This window comes from Ensifer adhaerens (assembly GCF_028993555.1).
Classification (GTDB): domain Bacteria; phylum Pseudomonadota; class Alphaproteobacteria; order Rhizobiales; family Rhizobiaceae; genus Ensifer; species Ensifer adhaerens_I.
In genome coordinates this window covers 512559-529736 of record NZ_CP118611.1, presented here as the reverse complement: position 1 = coordinate 529736, position 17178 = coordinate 512559, and the positions used below count along the sequence as shown (strand labels likewise).

The following is a 17178-nucleotide window of genomic DNA, read 5'->3' as shown; positions in this document are numbered from 1 at the left end:
TTTCTGCCTTTCCTGTGCCCGTGCTTTTGCTGTCATTTCAGACGGATGACGAAGGGGTCCTGCATCGCGCCGGAGTAGTCGACGATGACGTTCTTCAACCGCGAGAACTCGTGCATGACCTCGAAGCCGCCGCGCCGGCCGTAGCCGCTTTCCTTGAAGCCGCCGTTGGCGGACATGAACGAGGCGGAGCGGTAGGTGTTGATCCAGACGGTCCCAGCATCGATCCGGTTGGCGAACCGCAATGCCCGGTCGATGTCCTTGGTCCAGATGCCGGAGGCGAGGCCGTAGCGCGTGTCGTTGGCGAGCCGGATCATTTCTTCCTCGTCGCGGAACGGCATGACGCCGACCACCGGGCCAAAGAGTTCGTCGCGCATGAAGGTCATGTCGTTTTCCGCATCGACCATCACGGTCGGCTCGAAATACCAGCCCCCTGACGAAAGCCCTTGCCGCTGCGGACGCCGCCCGCCGGCCGCAATGCGTGCCCCTTCCCTGACGCCGGAGGCGACGTAGGATTCGACCTTGGAGAGCTGATCGGCGAGTGCCAGCGGACCGATGTCGGTATCTTCGACCGTCGGGAGACCGACGCGGATGCGTTGCGTTCGGGCGACGAGCGCCTCAACGAAGCGATCGTAGATGCGCTCCTCGACGAAGCAGCGAGAGCCGGCAACGCAAGTCTGGCCAGCGGCTGCGAAGACCCCGGAGACGACGCCGTTGACCGCATGTTCGATGTCGACATCGCCAAAGACGACGTGAGGCGACTTGCCGCCGAGTTCCATCGAGCACGGAACAAGGTTCTGCGCGGCGTTACCGGCGATGCGGCGGCCCGTGGCCGTGCTGCCGGTGAAGACGTATTTCGCCACACCGGGATGGCGGGTCAGCGCCTCGCCGGCGCTCTGGCCGGTGCCCGTCACTACATTGACGACCCCGGCGGGAAAGCCCGCCTCGTGGATCAGCTCCGCGAGCGCCAAGGTCGAGGCGGTCGCATGTTCCGAGGGCTTGATGACGACCGTATTGCCGATTGCAAGGCAAGGCGCCAGCGTGCCGGTCAGAAGCATCAGCGGCGAGTTCCACGGCGTGATCATCCCGACGACGCCCAGGGGTTCGCGCAGATTGAAGTTCAGCGTATCGAGACGATTGATCGGGATCGTCTCGCCCTGCAATTTGTCGGCCATGCCGGCGAAATAGTGGTAGCTGTCGGGCATGGAGCGCATCTGCGCCCGGGTTTCCTTCAGCAGCTTGCCGTTGTCGCGTGTCTCGATTTCGGCGAGCGTGTCGGCGTTGGCGCGAACGAGTTCGGCGAGCCGGCGCATCAGCGCGCCGCGATCGGTCTGCGTCATGCGGCGCCAGGCCGGATCGCGAAAGGCGGCATTGGCAGCGGCCACTGCCGCCTCGACATCATCCGCATCCGCTTCGGCGAAATGATACCAGGGCTCGCCCGTGGTCGGGTCGAAACTGGCGATGTAGTTGCCGTTCTTCGGCGGCACGAACTGCCCACCGATGAACAGGAGCTGGCGCGAACCTTCGATGGAACTGACCGTCGTCTTCATATCATTGTCCTTGGTCTTGGGAAGTCTGAAGCCAGGTACGGGCTTCGCCGTCGATCATCGCGATACGGCCGCCGTCGTCGGAATCCATGTAGATGCCGAAGCGGCCGGCCTGCCTCTCGCGCACATAGCGCCGCAACATGGATCGCAGTTCGTGCGTCGCGATCGCATCATCGGGAAGATCGTCGAGCGGAAAGAAGCGCAGATCGGCCGGAAGCCTGGTGTCGACGCCACCTTCGCCCGCCAGTCTGGCGCGATAGACGAGGTAGCCCGGGTCGCTGTCGGCGACATCGAAGACCGAGTAGAGGAAGGTCTCGTCGGGGACGAGCCGAAGTGCATCGCCGCCGTCGATGACGAGCTGGCTGTCCGCCTTGCGTCGCCGGGCAGACGGCAGAACCCAGCCGCCCTTGCCGTCCGAGCGCAGAAGCAGGCCGTCACCCGCTTCGATCAGATAACCGATGATCATTCCATGCGACGCGAGCCAGCCGTTCGGCAAGGGGTCTTTGACGCTGGCATAGCGGCCGCGGCAGAAGCCGAGCGGCGCGGTCGGACTGGTGCCAAACGCCCTCACCTGGCCGATCAGGATCGCATGATCGCCGGCATCAACAGTGCTGTAAGTCGTGCAGTCGAACCAGGTCAGGCTGTCGGTCAGGACCGGCGCGCCCGTGTGAATGTGATCGTGAGTTACCGACTGGAATTTGTCCGGAGACTTTGAGGCAAAGGTTCCGGAGACGTCGACCTGTCCCTCATGGAGGATATTGACCGCAAAGCACCCGGCATTGGTGAAGGCAGGATAGCTCGAAGCCGACTTCGCAACGCAGACCAGAAGCAGCGGAGGATCGAGCGAAACCGAGGTGAAGGAGTTCGCCGTCATTCCACGTGGCGTGCCATCGTCATCGCGTGTGGTGATGACGGTGACACCGGTCACGAACGTGCCGAAGGCGCGGCGAAGCGCAATCGGATCAATCGGCACGTCCGTCGATGCTGCTGTCTCAACCATGCGCTTCTTGCCTCCTCACCATCAGGTTGATTGGAGGCTACTGCCGTCACCGCAGCCGTTCTTCCATCACTTCGAAGGAGTGGAAGAAGAACTTCTGCATCGAACCCTAGGAGGCGATTGAAGGTCGCGAAAAGGGGTGGCGACGCGGTCGCAAGACGGCTCGCGGCGGGCGAAGAAATGCTAGCTGCGGAGACTGGAGCGATTGTCGATGACGCCGTGCAGGCGGATCGCGAGTTCGACGGCAAAGCGCTTTTCCGGCGTTTCGACGTCCACGCCGAACAGTTCCTGGATACGCGCCAGCCGATAGCGTAGCGTCGTCACATGCAGGCCCATCGCGTCGGCGCACGCCTGGCTGCGACACCCCTCCTGCAAGTAGATCGACAAGGTTTCGAGATAGGGGGTTCCGTTATCCCGATCGTGATCGGCGATCGCCCCAACACTCTCGTGCACGAAGCCGCGCACGTCGCCGGCCTCGCAGGCGGCAACCAGCATCGGCAGCGGGCCGAAATCCTGGGCCGAGACCGCGCCGGTCAGACCAAAGGAGCGGCCGATGCGGATCATTCGGGCGCAGCGCTCCCAGGCAGGCGGATAGTCCGACAGGGCCGCACACCGATTGCTGGCGACGACGATCGGCGCCTCATCGAAGTAGCGGCCGAGTTCCTCGGCGATACGACGGGCGAGCTTTGTCGTGCGCTCCTGCCGCTTGCCCGTATCGTGGGGAACGAGGCAGACGACGCCGCCCTCTACCGCAATCAGGCTCGCCTGAACGGATGCCTGCTGCATGACACGCGACAGGGTGTGCTCCACGTCGACGGAAGCACCGCCGAAGGCCTTGGTCTTGTCCGGAAAATCGACGACGATCATCTGTTGAGGTGCGGAAAAACTCAGGCCGAGCCGCTGGGCGCGCTGGGCGACATCGCTGGCATTGCGCCACCGCGCCTCCACGATCTCGAAGAAAAGTTCGGTCTGCGTCCGCGTCTCGAACCGAAACCGGATGAAGCTTCGCATCATCTGCACGCTCAGCGCAAACTTCGCGCTGTCGAGCATCAGGAGATCGAGATCGCTGAACGCGCGGTTCGTCGGGAAGATGATGAGCGCCCCGACCAGTTGATTGTCGACCATCAGCGCTTCGACACGAGCCGTTATCGTGGAGCGTTGCCTGCCGTCGTCGAGGTACAGGTTGACGGCATCGGTCGTCCCGCGCTCGACAGCCTCTCGGGCGGCCTTCATCAGCGGCCGGCTAAGAACAGTGGAGGCCGCTTCCTGCCAAGTGGCCTCGTCGTAGAGCGCGTTCGGCGGCCGGCTGGCAACTACCTGATTGGCGGTGAGATCAACCACCACCGTCGGATTCGGCAGCATCCTCCCGACCATGGCCGAAAGCGGTGCGACCGAGCCGTCGCTCAGCACATGCTCTAGAAGCGAGGTATGCGCCTTGAGGGCGCGCTCCAGCCGCTGCGCCGACCGCTTCTCCGCTTCGAGGCGATGTTCCCGTTCGACGGCGATGGCACCGAGGTGGATGATCGTACCGAGAAAGGCGAGATCGTCTTCCGACACCTCGGCGACCTCGCGGGCAATGACGCTCAGAACCATCGGGCGCCCCTCGGCATCCCGGCAGTTCATCGGCATCACGAGCACTGTGCGATAGTCACGCTCGAAAGCCTCTTTTCTGTAGCCCGGGAACTCGACGGACTCGCGCGCATCCCTGATGTAAACGGGTTCGTTGCGCTGCAAGGCGATCAGGGAGGGGCTGGTCGCCAGCTCCCACTTGTCGGGCAACTGCCGCTCGATCAGCGTCGGATCATGACGCACGACGACATAGGCATAACCATGCGCCGCGTCGATGGCCATGATCGACCCCAGGGCCCAGTTCGCATGGCGGCACGCAGCGGCGATGAGCTGCTGCAGCGCCGTCTGAAGATCGCTGCCGCTGTTGATCTGGCTCGCAATGTCGCGGAGCGACAACATCCGGGATTTCTGATCCAACTGTCTGGCCTCTTGATTTCTATCAACCAACATGCGCGCGGACAGCGGACGTGTCTACTCCGCTTCGATGGATAACGACGGGTCAATCTTTCTATGAAAAGCAGTATCGCCAATTCGAGGTCGTCACTTCCCGATTGCGATTTGCCTCCATCGCGTGGACATGCTTGCTTTAGCAGGAACCATCGAAGTTCACTTCCTCCAAACAGAGGAAGAAATCTTCAACCACCCCGGTAAGTTGCCGCAAGTTTCCACGATCAGCGGCTATCCAAATGACACTCGGCATCAGAAAAATTTGCACCTTCCTGGAAGAGACCCTCGTAGAGGGCGGCAAGACGGCGCCGCGGCCCGTCAACATCGTCGTGGTGGCGGCGGTGATCCAGAACCCCTGGGCGGGGCGCGGCTTTGTCGAAGATCTGCGGCCGGAAATCATCCGTATCACCGGCGAGCTCAGCCACGAAATGACGGACCGGCTGCTTCGCCAGATGGCGGCGGACAGGATCGAGGCCTGCGGCAAGGCGGCCGCCGTCGGCATCGCCGGCGAAATCGAACATGCCTCGGCAATGATACACACGCTTCGCTTCGGCAATCCCTTTCGCGAGGCGATCGGTGGCACCAATTACCTGGAATTCTCCAACACCCGCAACGCGCCGGGCGCGCTGCTGTCGCTGCCGATGATGCACAAGAGCGAGAGCGGCAAGCGTTCACATTTCCTCACCGCCAATTTCCAGATCGCCGACGGCCCCGGCCCTGACGAGATCATCGTCGCGATCGGCGCCTCCGACAGTGGCCGCGCCCATGCTCGCATCGCCGACCGCTTCCAGGACATCGCCGAGATGGAGGCGGAAAAGGCTGCATCGCTCAGCAAGGCTTGATAAGAGCAGACAAACGATTTGCGCGGGAGTTTGCCATGAAGCTTGATGCGATCGACCTGCGCATTCTCGATGCAATCCAGCGGGATGGACGCATCACCAAACTTGCGCTCGCCGAAGCGGTGGGGCTTTCTCCAACGCCCTGTTGGATTCGGCTGCGCAAACTGGAAAAGGCCGGCATCATCAGCGGCTATCACGCACGTATTTCCATGCGGCGTATTGCGCCGGTTGCCAGCATCATGCTTGAGCTGACGCTGGCCAATCACCGCCAAGCCGACTTCGACAGGTTCGAACGAGCAGTCCGTGATATTCCGGAAATCGTCTACTGCTGGTCGGTCGGCGGCGGCGTCGACTACATCCTGAAAATTGTCACCGCCGATATCGACGCCTATCAGCGCCTGATCGACACGCTTCTCGACAGGGATCTCGGCATCGCGCGCTACTTCACCTACATCGTCACCAAGACCGTCAAGGAAGAGGCGGTGCTTCCCGTGTCCTTGTTGATGGCGGAGGAGAATTAGCAAAGACTGGCGCGGGACCAGCAGGACATGGGCCCCCGGCGGGATCTGCTTGAGAACTAGATCGCGCCGAAGTTGCGCGTCCATAGCTCGCGAAGGTCGGGATCGGCGTCGACACGCTGCGCAATACCGAGCAGCTTCGGGCAGGTTTCCGCCAGCCAATTACGCCCGGGCCGCCAGCGCGTCATTGCCGCGATCCAGATATCAAGGGCAGAGAAACGCCCTCCGAGCGCCCACGGCGCGGGGGCAATCTCGTCCTCCCATTGCCGCCACAGGTCCATGCGACGTCCAAGCACCCGGCCACGCAACTCGTCCGGCACGCTCGGAGCCCAACGTTCCGGGTAGTCAGCATAGGTGAAGGTCCCATATACCGCGGTCACGAGCCAGATCAGTCGACGAAGAAAGACAGGACGAAGCGGGTCCCCGACCGGTGGCGCAAGTCCGGCCTCCGGGTGCGTCTCCGCAAGATGAAGCAGAATGGCCGCGCTCTCCGTCATGACCGTGCCATCGGGAAGTATGAGCACCGGCACCTGGGCGAGTGCATTGACGGTGAGAAAACGGTCCCGGACCGGACCGGGCCCATCGAACCCTGAGACATCTTCGAGCGTGTAGGGTAATCGGGCTTGCACCAGCGCCGCCTCGACGAGAACGGAACCCCAGCCGGGAACGCCGTAGAGGCGGTAGAGTGCGTGTGTATCGGCCATCATCATCTTTCCTCGCAGCGCACGGCAGCATACGGTGGCATTTAGGTCGCCTCCCCGCAAGGTTGTGCCTGGAAGCGTCAGCCTCCGGATTAGCTGAAGCCGACACTGAGATCGGAAACGATCACGATTGAAGTGGTGGCACTCTCTGCCTGACCAAGGAACAAATTTCCGGGCGAGGCGTTCTGCGCCGTACCGGAGGCAACGCAAATGCAAACTATGATTTGGGATCACCCCGTCAGGCTTGGTGTGAATGGCGAGCGCACCATCAACGGACCACAGGATGCCCTGCAATATCTCAGCGAAATGCCGCAGGGCGGATGGTTTTACGAGCAAGCAAGAAACCGCTGCCATGCGGCCCTTGAACGCGGCGACGAGCTTAGCCAGTCGCGGAAAGCCTTCATTGGCGCGGCCATAGAATCTTCGTTCCCTATCTCGGACGACGACCTTCTTTGCTGAAATCGGTGGCAACTTGGTCGCGCGAATGTCCCGGGCGCGGGCGGCGATGAAGCGCGCGACCGATCACGCGACCGATAGTGTTGAGCCGTAGCGACGCGCGTTACGACCCTTGCTCCGTGGTCTTGCCGAATGCAGGCGCGGGATTGTTTTTCGCTTCCATGGCGGTCTCGATCTCCCTGATGACCGTGACGGCCTCCTGGAGGATCGCCCGCATCTCGTCATCGTAGAGATGCACCGGCACCCCACCGGCGCGGATGATATCCATGGTTTCCGCCGACTCTTTCAGCCGGTCGGGCTGCCCGAGCATTTTCCAGCCCTCCTGGATCGCGACATAGGCCCGAACGACGAGGCGAAGCTTTTCGCCCTCCGTCAGCATGTGAACCTCACGCGCGGCTTGGGTGAGTTCGGCAACGACGTCTGAAGTACTTCTCATAGGACACCTAGGCTACGCAGATACCGCGGTCCAACCGTTTCATTCAGTATGAGCTAACGTATGGATCGGAGAAAACAAGTGGCCTTGCCCTGGCCGACGGATTCGGCAAGCGAAAGCAGAGGCAATCGGGCCGGTTGGTCGCGGAAATTCTTCATCATCAAGCCTCGCGAGGGCAGCATCAACGGGTTCTTAATCCTTCATTGACCATAATTTCCATCGAACCGCCGGTCGTTGCAGCCGGTGGATTGTACCTCGAATGAATCGGAAGCCGCCGTGTCTGAGTATCCAGTAACCGCGTATCCGGCGCCTGTATCGCGTGGCGTCGCAAGCAACGGCGTTCAGCGCATTGCCCGATGGTTTGGGCGTGTGACCGCGATCGCCGCCATCGCTGCGTCCACCATGGCCTTCACGACAACCGCGTCTTCAGCGGAAGTTCGATCATTAAAGCTGTTCTTCACCCACACCGGCGAGCGCGCGACGATCACCTTCAAGCGGGATGGAAAATACGACCCGAAAGGGCTCGCACAGATCAATCGCTTTCTCCGCGACTGGCGCAGGAACGAGCCGGCCCGCATGGACCCGCGTCTTCTCGACCTCGTCTGGGAAGTCTACCAGCGCGCCGGAGCCAAGGACTACATCAACATCGTCTCCGCTTATCGCTCGCCCGCCACCAACAACATGCTGCGCGGCCGCTCGCGCAGTACCGGTGTCGCCAAGAACAGCCAGCACATGCTGGGAAAGGCGATGGACTTCTACATCCCGGGCGTGAAACTCACCCGACTGCGTGAGATCGCCATGCAGATGCAAGTCGGAGGGGTCGGCTACTATCCGACCTCCGGGTCTCCCTTCGTGCATCTCGATGTCGGCAATGTGCGCGCCTGGCCGCGGATGTCACGCCAGGAACTGGCCCGCATTTTCCCGAAGGGGCAGACACTCCATCTTCCGGCCAGTGGCGGAGCCTTGCCGGGCTATGACCAGGCAATGGCCGACTACAAGCGACGGGTCAAGTCAACGTCGATCGTGGCAGCCAACAGTGCCGGTCCTGCAAAGTTCAAGACTGCGGCCCCCTCCGACAGCACCCTTTTGACCGCAATGCTCCCAACGCGCAAAAGCCGCGGGGAAGAAGCCCTTGAACGCCAGACCCTCAAGCAGGCTGTCGAGGAACCGCCGTTCTTCGACCTTGCTTCCATCACCGTACCGCTGCCGACGCTTCGCGCGGTCGCCAGCGAGCGCGCGCTCCCTGTAAACACCTCTCAATTCGTTCCGTCCTCGTCGTTCAAGATCGCACTTGGCACGGGCACGATGCGGGCGCCGAGCGCCACCGAATCCAGCCTCACGCGCGCTGCGTCCACAAGCACGGAGTGGGCCATTCGCGACGCCACGCTTCTCAAGTGGGCGCTGGCGCCGGCCAAGGATCTTGAGCAGCTCATCCTTCCGGCAGCCCTCGGGTTCTCGGTGGCCAGCGCCGAGGATGCAAAGCGCGCGCCGCAGGATGGCTCCCAACTCGGCGAACAGAAAAAGGCCTTTGACAAGGAACGCTTCTGGTCGGACGGCTGATTGCAGCGCGGTCGCGCGCCCTGGCGACATGCAGTCGAACAGACTTCCAGTCAATCGATCGGCCGGCTTGGCCTGCCACACCGGCCACTTCACGGAGACGTTCTGACGCTACGATCTAGCTCCGTCAGCCATGCTGCTGATGTAGGCGCAGAACATGTCGGCCATGGCGCCGGCATAGGCCTCTATCTCGGCCTCACTCCGCGGCGTCTCTGAAAACTCCTTACCGACAGTGGTCATCGTCGTGACAATCAGATCGGCCGCCAGATGCCGGGCCGCACCGGTGCTGTGCGGAAGCACCTCCAGCATGAAATTTTCGAAGATCGGATCGCCCGCTTCCTTTGCCTCCCGAGCTTCGGGTGCATCGCGGTAGAGCGGGGCGGCGTCATCAAGCGCGACGCGGACCGCCGCCTCTTCGCATTCGGACCGGACAAAGGCGTGGACCAGGGTCCGTAGCCGCAGAAGAGGCGGTTGCGAGCGGTCCTCGAGGATATCCCGCAGAAGATCCGTGGTCTGCCGCCACTCGTCGCTTTGCAATCGAAACAGGATTGCGGCCTTGTTGGGAAAATACTGGTAGAGCGATCCGATGCTCACGCCGGCTTTTTCCGCCACCCGCGCGGTCGTGAATCTCGGCGCGCCCTCCTCTGCCAAAACCTGAACAGCAGCCTGCAATATGGCGCGGACAAGCTCGTTCGAGCGAGCCTGCCTCGGCTGTTTTCTTGAGGATATACGGGCACTTGGACGATCCGTCATTGGCGCGCTCGGCAATGCGATTAGCGAATGCGACGAATTATTCGTATTTTCAATTCCAACACAAGTCGCATTCCTGCAACGGAGTTTTTTATGACAACCTTGATGACAGAACCTGTCGCACCACTTCTCGTTCGCCTCTTCAGAGAAGCCAGCGCGGCATCGAGTCCGGCGATGGCCGCGCTTTCGCGCGAGGAGCGCGAACGCCTCCTGCGCAGCAAGACTGAATATCTCGATCTGTATGGCCGACTGAAGGATCTCTGGCTCCCGGTGTCGCGCGAAACGGGCACGCTGCTCTACATGCTCGCTCGCAGCTGCGGCGCAAAATCGATCGTGGAATTCGGCACATCCTTCGGCATCTCCACGCTCCACCTTGCCGCCGCGCTGCGGGACAATGGCGGCGGGCGATTGATCACCAGCGAGTTCGAACCGGGCAAGATCGGACGGGCACGCCAAAACCTGGCCGACGGCGGCCTCATCGACCTCGTCGAAATCCGGGAAGGCGATGCGCTCAGGACCTTGAGCACCGATCTTCCCGAGACGATCGATCTGCTGCTGCTCGATGGCGCCAAGGCCCTCTATCGCGACGTGCTGAATCTGGTCGAAGACCGTCTGAAACCAGGCGCATTGATTGTCGCCGATAACGCCGACGATTGCCCCGACTATCTTGCCCATGTTCGCTCCGCCGCCTCGGGCTACATCTCCGTGCCGGTCGGGGAGGATGTCGAGCTGTCCATGCGGGCCGGATAATTCTTTCGCCACCCATCTTCAAGATCCGCTCGAAGACCGGAGAAACACCATGCATGTATTCGTAACAGGCGCGACCGGCTGGGTCGGCGCTGCGATCGTGGACGACCTCTTGGGCGCCGGCCATCGCGTCACCGGCCTCGTCCGCTCCACGAAGAAAGCGGAGCATCTTGTCGCCGTCGGCGCAAAGATAATCCAGGGTTCGCTCGACGAGCTCGATATCCTGCGCGAAGCCGCGTCGACAGCAGATGCTGTCGTTCATACCGCTTTCAACCATGATTTCATTCATTCCGCCGGGAACGATGGCTTCGCGACATTCCTCGAAAGTGCCGCGCAGGACCAGCGCGTGATCGAGATCCTCGGTGATGCGCTCGAAGGATCGAGCCGGCTGCTGCTGGTAACGTCCGGATTGTCGGGCCTGCCGCGCGGCGTCACCGAAACGGATCCTTCGAACCCGGCCAGCCCGCGCAAGTCGGAGGCGGCAGCAAGAGCGCTTGCCGCCCGGTGCGTGCGCGCGGCAACCGTGCGCCTTGCCCCGTCGGTTCACGGGATCGGCGATTACGGCTTTGTTCCGGTCCTGGTGAAGCTGGCGCGCGAGACTGGCGTTTCGGCCTATATCGACGAGGGATTAAACTGCTGGTCGGGTGTTCATAGGCTGGATGCCGCCCGCCTCTATCGGCTCGCCCTGGAGCAGGGTGTAACGGAAGCGGTCTACCACGCGGTCGCCGACGAGGCGGTCCCGTTCAAGGAAATCGCCAGTGCAATCGGCCGTCAGCTCAGCCTTCCTGTCGAGGCGCGACCGCGTGAACACTTCGGCTGGTTTGCCACTATGGCAGGCGCCGACATGGCCGCTTCCAGCGCACGCACCCGGACATTGCTCGACTGGCAGCCTGCCGGTCCCGGCCTTCTCGCAGACATCAATCGGCCGGGTTATTATTCTCGATGATCGCCAACACAAACCAACCGTCGGCGTTCATGTGTTAACAACACACAGTCCACGGCAACTTTGCCGCCAACATCTGGTGGTTTTCAGAGAGACGCGAACGCGAAAGCTGCCGGGATCCCTATCCATCGGCAGCCAGCCGCCGGCTGCACGGGGCGAGCTCCGGGAGTGGCAACGATGTTGATGCAGACGAACGCGCCAGTGTCACATCCAGGAGCACGTTCGCGCCGGCGGTGACATCGAAAGGTGATGCATATTCTCGGGGATTGTGGCTGACCCCCTCGCGGCACGGTACGAAGATCATCGTGGTCGGCACCCGCCGCGCCACATTGAACGCATCATGCCCGGCGCCGGAAACGATGTCGCGATGCATCAACTGGCGAGCCCTGGCGCTTGCTCTTACCGCCTCGATCAAGACGCCGTCAAAGGTGACCACCGGTGAGTGCCATGTCAGGTGCCCGTCGATGTCCGTTTCCTTGTGGTTCTGACGGAGCGCCTCCAAACCGTCCATCAGTTGCCGATGCATCCTATCGAGCGCCGCTTCGTTGGGATGCCTGAGGTCGACCGTCATATCCGCGCGTCCCGGAACGACATTGATCGCTCCCGGTGAAAGGTCGATCCGGCCGATCGTGCAACGCGCGTCCTCGTCGGTCCGGCCGATTGCCTGCACGAGCTCGATCACATGCATGAGCACGGGCACGGGGTCCTTGCGCAACGCCATCGGCACCGGGCCTGCATGAGTTTCCTCGCCGTGAACCGATATTTCATACCAGCGGATCCCTTGCCCCCCGGTGACAACGCCGACGGTCTTTTCCTCTGCCTCCAGGATCGGTCCCTGCTCGATGTGAAGTTCGATGTAGCAATCGGAATCCGGGAGCCTTGGCGGCGCCTCGCGATCATATCCGAGCCGTACGAGTTCGTCGGCAAGCGTTGTCCCGGCACCGTCGCGGGCGGACAAAGCTTTTTCCAGATCCAGCACGCCACAGGCAACGCCCGAACCCATCATCGCCGGCTGGAAGCGGCATCCCTCTTCATTGGTCCAGACGCAGAGATCGATCGGCCTGGCAGTCTCCACCGCCGCATCATCCAGCGTCTCCAGCACCTCGAGCCCGGCAAGCACGCCGAGCACGCCGTCGAAGCGGCCCCCCGTCGGCTGGGTATCGAGATGACTGCCGATCAGGACCGGTGATGCATCGCGATTGCGGCCGGGACGGCGAATGAAGAGGTTGCCGATCCGGTCTTTGCGGATTTCGTATCCGCGCGCTTCACACCAGGCAAGAAACAACGCGCGACCGGCTTCGTCCGCGTCCGAAAGCGACTGCCGGCACGAGCCGCCCTCGGCCGTGGCGCCGACTTCGGCCATGGCCATCAGCCGCCTCCACAACCGTTCTCCGTCGACATCCTGCCGCATCTCACCCTCCTCGCGCATTTCTTTGTCGACGCCAACTTCCCTGGACGTCCGGGCGCACGCCAGTCACCCATGTGGGGGACTGTGATGGCCGCTCGGCCGCTGGCTACAAAGGACTGAAAGCTCACCCGAGGAGGCAGGTCATGGATACGACACCGGACAGACGATGGCACCGCATTGCGGAAGCGCTGCGCCCCGAGACGCGGATGCTGATCGACGGGCAATTTCGAGCAGCCGGAGACGGTGAAACGCTGGCGTCGATCAATCCGGCAACCGGCGCTCTCGTCGCCAACGTCGCTTGCGGCAACGCCGCCGATGTCGAGACGGCCTGTGATGTCGCGGCAAAGCGGTTCCGGCAAGGCGTCTGGTCGCGCATGCGCCTCAGACAGCGCATCAACGTTCTCACCCGCTTCTCCGAGCTGATCGCCGAAAACCGCGATATCCTGGCGGTGCTCGATACGATGGAAATGGGCAAGCCGATCGCTGAAATGTGCGCCATCGACGTGCCGGGCGCAGTGCTGACCATGCGCTTCATGGCCGAAAGCATCGACAAGATCGCAGGTACTGCCCCGGTCACCAATCCGGACGTGCTGCACTACATCCTGCGCCAGCCGCTCGGCGTGGTCGGCTGCATTACGCCGTGGAACTATCCGCTGATGATGGCCGTCTGGAAGATCGCGCCCGCGCTTGCCGCCGGAAACAGCGTCGTCCTGAAACCGGCCGAGGACACGTCGCTGAGCGCGCTTTTGCTCGGTCGACTGTTCTTGGAAGCGGGCGGACCGGATGGCGTGTTCAACGTCGTGCCGGGGCGCGGCGCTGTGGCAGGACAGGCGTTGGCGCGCTCGATGCAGGTGGAGAAGATCGCCTTCACCGGTTCGACGGCGATCGGCCGGCAGATGTATCGCTATGCTGCCGATACGAACCTCAAGGCGGTCTCGGCCGAACTCGGCGGAAAATCGCCGCAGATCGTGCTTGCCGATGTCGAGGATCTCTCGTCCGTTGCGGAAAAGATCGCGGACGGGCTGTTCGGCAACCAGGGCGAGGTCTGCTCGGCCGGATCACGCATTCTGGTCGACCGGCGCATTCACGACGAATTCTGCGATCTGATCGCCGGCCACGCCGTGCGGAAGTACCGGCCGGGCGATCCGCTCGACCCCACCACGACAATGGGCCCGCTGGTCAACAAGGTTCACCAGGGCCGTGTGTTCGACTACATTGACGGCGCGCAACGGGACGGTGCAACACCGGTGATCGGTGGCGGCCCGGTCGACCGTACTTCAGGCGGGGCATGCTTCGTTGAGCCGACGCTTTTTGCCGGTGTCGACAACCGCATGAAGATCGCCCAGGAAGAAATCTTCGGCCCGGTCGGGGCGATCATTTCGCACGATGGCGCCGAGGATGCGGTGAGGATCGCCAACGACAGCCCCTATGGTCTCGCCGCGGGCATCTGGACCTCAAGTCTCGGCAAAGCCCACCGTATCGCGCGCGATCTCGAATGCGGCATGGTCTGGATCAACGGCTACATGAACGGCGACATGAGCCAGCCCTGGGGCGGCTGGAAACTCTCCGGCCACGGCCGTGACAAATGTCTGCAGGCTTTGATCGACAATACCCAGTCCAAGTCGGTCTGGGTCACGCTCGATTGACCGCCGGCGACTAACAGCAACCGACAAGCGTCCGCCACATTAATGGGAGAGTTCACCTGCATGGATGTCGGGCGTGGTAGTTAGAAAGTCCGACAGAAAAGGTACGAGCCCATGTCCCGAAACATCAAGAGAACGCTGCGATCGCTGACTGGCTTTCTGCTCGCCGCATCGGCGCTTTGCAGTGCGAGCGCTGCCGCCGCCGAAGCGCTTGTCATCACCGATGCCAAGGTCCGCACGATGAACCCGGCCGTTCCGCTGGCAGAGGCCTTGGCGATCGATGAGGACGGCGTGATCCTTGCCGTCGGCGACGAAGCGGGCGTTCTGGAGAAGGCGGGTGCCGACGCGCATGTCGTCAAGCTCGGCGGCAAGCTGGTCCTGCCAGGTTTCCAGGATGCGCACGTGCACCTCATCGAAGCCGGCGTCAATGCAAGCCTCTGCGAGTTCGAAGCCTTTGCCTCTCTCGAAGAGACAAAGGCGACGGTTCGCGATTGCGTGGAAGAGAGCGAAGGCGATTGGGTTGTCGGCTCCGGCGTCAGCATGACCAACCTGCTCGACGAAACCGACGATCCCGTTGGGGTGCTGGACAAGATTTCCAGCGACCGGCCGATCCTGATCCTCGACGACATCGGCCATGGCGCCTGGGCCAACAGCGTCGCGCTCGAGGCTGCCGGCTACGACAAGCTTGAGAGCAATCCGCCCGGTGGCATCATCCTGCGCGATGAAAAGACCGGTACACCGAACGGCATCGTGCTTGAAAACGCCCAACAGAAGCTGCGCAACCTCGCCTTTCCCGACACGCCCGAAAACGTCAAGTTCGCCTATGAAAGCATGCTGCCGACGTTAAAGACGATGGCCGAGAACGGCATCACCACCGTCAGCGATGCCGGCGGTTTCTGGCCGCAGGGACATCTGAAGGCATGGGAGATGGCCGAGAAGAACGACACCCTGACACTCAGAGCCGCCAACGCCCTCTATGTCTATCCCGACCTGCCCTTCGACGCGCAGGTGGAAAAGCTCTCGAGTTTCTACAGCAACGATCCGAACCGGCTTTTGAAGTTCAACCAGGTGAAGATCTATGTCGACGGGATCCTCGAGCAGCGCACCGGTGCCTTGCTTGCGCCCTACAGACAAGGCCCGGGCATCGACCACGGTTTCGACAGCGGCTTCCTCTATTTCGACGAGGCAATGCTCGACCGCTATTCCAAGGTGCTTTCGGAAAAGGGCTTCAAGCTGCACTACCATGTGACCGGCGACCGCGGCGCACGCCTGGCGCTCGACGCCATCGCGCAGTCGGACCCGACGCCCGGCCCGCACCGGCTGACCCATATCTATCTGCTCGACAAGGCGGATTATGGCCGGTTCAAGGACGAAGGCGTCGTCGCCGATTTCCAGTTGGCGCCGAGCTCTCTGAGCCGCGAATACGACACGTTCATCCGCAAGTTCATTGGCGATCGCGCCGACAACATGATGCCGGCCGGAAGTATCGAGAAGACGGGCGCGACCGTCGTGATGAGCAGCGACTTCGATGCAGACGAGCTCTCGCCGCTGGTCAAAATCCAGACGGCGCTTGAGCGCAAGAAGGACGGCGCGCCGGATGTGGAAACGGCCGTCAAATGGATGACGATCAACCCGGCGAAGCTTTTGAACCAGGACGACAAGACGGGCACTATCGAGTCCGGCAAATTCGCCGACCTCGTCGTCATCGACAAGGATATCTTCGACATTCCGATCAAGGAGATCGGCAAAGCTGCCGTCGAAGCCACCTTGCTCCAGGGAGATCCCGTTTATGACGCGGAAGGCCTGTTCTCCGGCAACTAAGTCCTAGCCGCTGGCACCTCCGAGCAGGAGCGAGAACAACTCGCCCTGCGAGGAGATCTTCAGCTTGGAATAGATGCGCTTGCGGTGGACCTTCACCGTCTCCGGGCTGTTGCCGAGAATGCGCGCGATGCTCTTGGTCGAGTGCCCCTTGAGCATCAGTCGGATGATCTCCCCCTCGCGCGTGCTCACCTTCAACTGCGACAGGGTAGCAAACACCATATCGGCCGCGGGCTCGCTTGCGGCCGATCCTGCGACGGGCTGCGGCCAGTGCTTGCGGCAAAGTTCTGAGACCACGGGCAACAGGCCGTCGAGATGGGCGCGGGCCTGCGGCCCGGGGCGACAGTCCGCCGTCCGCTGGCCGAGCGACAGCGCGATCGCGGTGCCTGCAGCACTTGCGACCAGCATGACGATTTCATCGTAGAGCCCGGTTTCGGCATAGAACATGCGATAGTATTCGCTCTCGCGAAAATCGTCCGGGGCGCAGTCGTCGAGGCTCACCACCCGGTCGCCGGGATCGCTCAAATAGAGACTGTAGAACGGATCGAGCAGGTAGGCGAAGCTCAAGTAAGGCCCGATCGTGCGCCTGGTCGCCTCCGGATCGAGGTCGCTATAAAGCTGCAGCGGCGGCTGGTCAGCCGAAAAGACCGAAACGAACAGGCTGTCGAAACCGTAGACGTCAAGGCAGAGCTGTCTGAGCGCGTCAGGAAAGGCCGGGCTGCCGATCGCAGCCACGGCCTTGCCGATCAAAGTCATCTGTTCAAACGGAAATCCCGTCATTCCCCGCCTTGTCGTCAAGAATCCCTCG

Annotated in this window: 16 protein-coding genes; 8 read left to right on the top strand and 8 right to left on the bottom strand. The window is 62.2% G+C overall.

What is annotated here, in order from left to right; all coding sequences use genetic code 11:
* Window positions 1-32 precede the first annotated feature (32 nt).
* The 3 genes from PWG15_RS22815 to PWG15_RS22805 all read right to left on the bottom strand — a co-directional run bounded on the left by PWG15_RS22815 (window position 33) and on the right by PWG15_RS22805 (window position 4527).
* Complete coding sequence (locus tag PWG15_RS22815) at window positions 33-1547, bottom strand: aldehyde dehydrogenase (RefSeq protein WP_275026289.1); 1515 nt, start codon at window positions 1545-1547, stop codon at window positions 33-35.
* Between the two features lies 1 nt (window position 1548).
* Window positions 1549-2544: a flavin reductase gene (locus tag PWG15_RS22810; RefSeq protein WP_275026288.1), complete on the bottom strand. Its 996-nt coding sequence runs from the start codon at window positions 2542-2544 to the stop codon at window positions 1549-1551.
* 180 nt (window positions 2545-2724) lie between these two features.
* The gene (locus PWG15_RS22805; RefSeq protein WP_275026286.1) at window positions 2725-4527 is read right to left on the bottom strand and encodes a helix-turn-helix domain-containing protein; all 1803 of its coding nucleotides are present in this window, start codon (window positions 4525-4527) and stop codon (window positions 2725-2727) included.
* A 269-nt stretch (window positions 4528-4796) separates the two neighbouring features.
* Here PWG15_RS22805 and PWG15_RS22800 point away from each other — a divergent pair, with 269 nt between their 5' ends.
* Window positions 4797-5399, top strand: coding sequence for an amino acid synthesis family protein (locus PWG15_RS22800; RefSeq protein WP_275026285.1), 603 nt, complete (start codon window positions 4797-4799; stop codon window positions 5397-5399).
* Between the two features lie 35 nt (window positions 5400-5434).
* Window positions 5435-5917 (top strand): Lrp/AsnC family transcriptional regulator, encoded by a 483-nt coding sequence (locus tag PWG15_RS22795; protein ID WP_275026284.1) that lies wholly within the window; start codon window positions 5435-5437, stop codon window positions 5915-5917.
* A gap of 56 nt (window positions 5918-5973) precedes the next feature.
* On the opposite strand, the gene PWG15_RS22790 is transcribed toward PWG15_RS22795, so the two are convergent.
* Window positions 5974-6618, bottom strand: coding sequence for a glutathione S-transferase family protein (locus PWG15_RS22790; protein ID WP_275026282.1), 645 nt, complete (start codon window positions 6616-6618; stop codon window positions 5974-5976).
* 207 nt (window positions 6619-6825) lie between these two features.
* Here PWG15_RS22790 and PWG15_RS22785 point away from each other — a divergent pair, with 207 nt between their 5' ends.
* Complete coding sequence (locus tag PWG15_RS22785; RefSeq protein WP_275026280.1) at window positions 6826-7074, top strand: DUF982 domain-containing protein; 249 nt, start codon at window positions 6826-6828, stop codon at window positions 7072-7074.
* A 100-nt stretch (window positions 7075-7174) separates the two neighbouring features.
* On the opposite strand, the gene PWG15_RS22780 is transcribed toward PWG15_RS22785, so the two are convergent.
* Complete coding sequence (locus PWG15_RS22780) at window positions 7175-7507, bottom strand: hypothetical protein (protein ID WP_275026279.1); 333 nt, start codon at window positions 7505-7507, stop codon at window positions 7175-7177.
* Between the two features lie 273 nt (window positions 7508-7780).
* Here PWG15_RS22780 and PWG15_RS22775 point away from each other — a divergent pair, with 273 nt between their 5' ends.
* The gene (locus tag PWG15_RS22775; protein ID WP_425536805.1) at window positions 7781-9064 is read left to right on the top strand and encodes a peptidoglycan L,D-endopeptidase MepK; all 1284 of its coding nucleotides are present in this window, start codon (window positions 7781-7783) and stop codon (window positions 9062-9064) included.
* A 108-nt stretch (window positions 9065-9172) separates the two neighbouring features.
* On the opposite strand, the gene PWG15_RS22770 is transcribed toward PWG15_RS22775, so the two are convergent.
* Window positions 9173-9814 (bottom strand): TetR/AcrR family transcriptional regulator, encoded by a 642-nt coding sequence (locus tag PWG15_RS22770; RefSeq protein WP_275026278.1) that lies wholly within the window; start codon window positions 9812-9814, stop codon window positions 9173-9175.
* A gap of 90 nt (window positions 9815-9904) precedes the next feature.
* Here PWG15_RS22770 and PWG15_RS22765 point away from each other — a divergent pair, with 90 nt between their 5' ends.
* Together PWG15_RS22765 and PWG15_RS22760 are read left to right on the top strand one after the other, a co-directional pair.
* Window positions 9905-10561, top strand: coding sequence for an O-methyltransferase (locus PWG15_RS22765; protein ID WP_275026277.1), 657 nt, complete (start codon window positions 9905-9907; stop codon window positions 10559-10561).
* A gap of 49 nt (window positions 10562-10610) precedes the next feature.
* Window positions 10611-11504: an SDR family oxidoreductase gene (locus PWG15_RS22760; protein ID WP_275026275.1), complete on the top strand. Its 894-nt coding sequence runs from the start codon at window positions 10611-10613 to the stop codon at window positions 11502-11504.
* A gap of 118 nt (window positions 11505-11622) precedes the next feature.
* Here PWG15_RS22760 and PWG15_RS22755 read toward each other — a convergent pair whose 3' ends face one another.
* Complete coding sequence (locus PWG15_RS22755) at window positions 11623-12912, bottom strand: Zn-dependent hydrolase (RefSeq protein ID WP_275026274.1); 1290 nt, start codon at window positions 12910-12912, stop codon at window positions 11623-11625.
* A gap of 140 nt (window positions 12913-13052) precedes the next feature.
* Here PWG15_RS22755 and PWG15_RS22750 point away from each other — a divergent pair, with 140 nt between their 5' ends.
* Together PWG15_RS22750 and PWG15_RS22745 are read left to right on the top strand one after the other, a co-directional pair.
* Window positions 13053-14555 carry an aldehyde dehydrogenase family protein gene (locus PWG15_RS22750; RefSeq protein ID WP_275026273.1) on the top strand — a complete coding sequence of 501 codons (1503 nt, stop codon included), beginning with the start codon at window positions 13053-13055 and terminating at the stop codon, window positions 14553-14555.
* 111 nt (window positions 14556-14666) lie between these two features.
* Window positions 14667-16373 (top strand): amidohydrolase, encoded by a 1707-nt coding sequence (locus PWG15_RS22745; protein WP_275026272.1) that lies wholly within the window; start codon window positions 14667-14669, stop codon window positions 16371-16373.
* Between the two features lie 3 nt (window positions 16374-16376).
* Here PWG15_RS22745 and PWG15_RS22740 read toward each other — a convergent pair whose 3' ends face one another.
* Entirely contained in the window at window positions 16377-17150 is a 774-nt protein-coding gene (locus tag PWG15_RS22740; protein ID WP_275026271.1) for a helix-turn-helix transcriptional regulator, read from the bottom strand.
* Window positions 17151-17178: the final 28 nt, after the last annotated feature.

Excerpts from the sequence above, each read along its gene's own strand:
- PWG15_RS22815 (WP_275026289.1), bottom strand. The coding sequence starts at position 1,547 with ATGAAGACGACGGTCAGTTCCATCGAAGGTTCGCGCCAGCTCCTGTTC.
- PWG15_RS22810 (WP_275026288.1), bottom strand. The coding sequence starts at position 2,544 with ATGGTTGAGACAGCAGCATCGACGGACGTGCCGATTGATCCGATTGCG.
- PWG15_RS22800 (WP_275026285.1), top strand. The coding sequence starts at position 4,797 with ATGACACTCGGCATCAGAAAAATTTGCACCTTCCTGGAAGAGACCCTC.
- PWG15_RS22795 (WP_275026284.1), top strand. The coding sequence starts at position 5,435 with ATGAAGCTTGATGCGATCGACCTGCGCATTCTCGATGCAATCCAGCGG.
- PWG15_RS22790 (WP_275026282.1), bottom strand. The coding sequence starts at position 6,618 with ATGGCCGATACACACGCACTCTACCGCCTCTACGGCGTTCCCGGCTGG.
- PWG15_RS22785 (WP_275026280.1), top strand. The coding sequence starts at position 6,826 with ATGCAAACTATGATTTGGGATCACCCCGTCAGGCTTGGTGTGAATGGC.
- PWG15_RS22780 (WP_275026279.1), bottom strand. The coding sequence starts at position 7,507 with ATGAGAAGTACTTCAGACGTCGTTGCCGAACTCACCCAAGCCGCGCGT.
- PWG15_RS22770 (WP_275026278.1), bottom strand. The coding sequence starts at position 9,814 with ATGACGGATCGTCCAAGTGCCCGTATATCCTCAAGAAAACAGCCGAGG.
- PWG15_RS22765 (WP_275026277.1), top strand. The coding sequence starts at position 9,905 with ATGACAACCTTGATGACAGAACCTGTCGCACCACTTCTCGTTCGCCTC.
- PWG15_RS22760 (WP_275026275.1), top strand. The coding sequence starts at position 10,611 with ATGCATGTATTCGTAACAGGCGCGACCGGCTGGGTCGGCGCTGCGATC.
- PWG15_RS22755 (WP_275026274.1), bottom strand. The coding sequence starts at position 12,912 with ATGCGGCAGGATGTCGACGGAGAACGGTTGTGGAGGCGGCTGATGGCC.
- PWG15_RS22750 (WP_275026273.1), top strand. The coding sequence starts at position 13,053 with ATGGATACGACACCGGACAGACGATGGCACCGCATTGCGGAAGCGCTG.
- PWG15_RS22745 (WP_275026272.1), top strand. The coding sequence starts at position 14,667 with ATGTCCCGAAACATCAAGAGAACGCTGCGATCGCTGACTGGCTTTCTG.
- PWG15_RS22740 (WP_275026271.1), bottom strand. The coding sequence starts at position 17,150 with ATGACGGGATTTCCGTTTGAACAGATGACTTTGATCGGCAAGGCCGTG.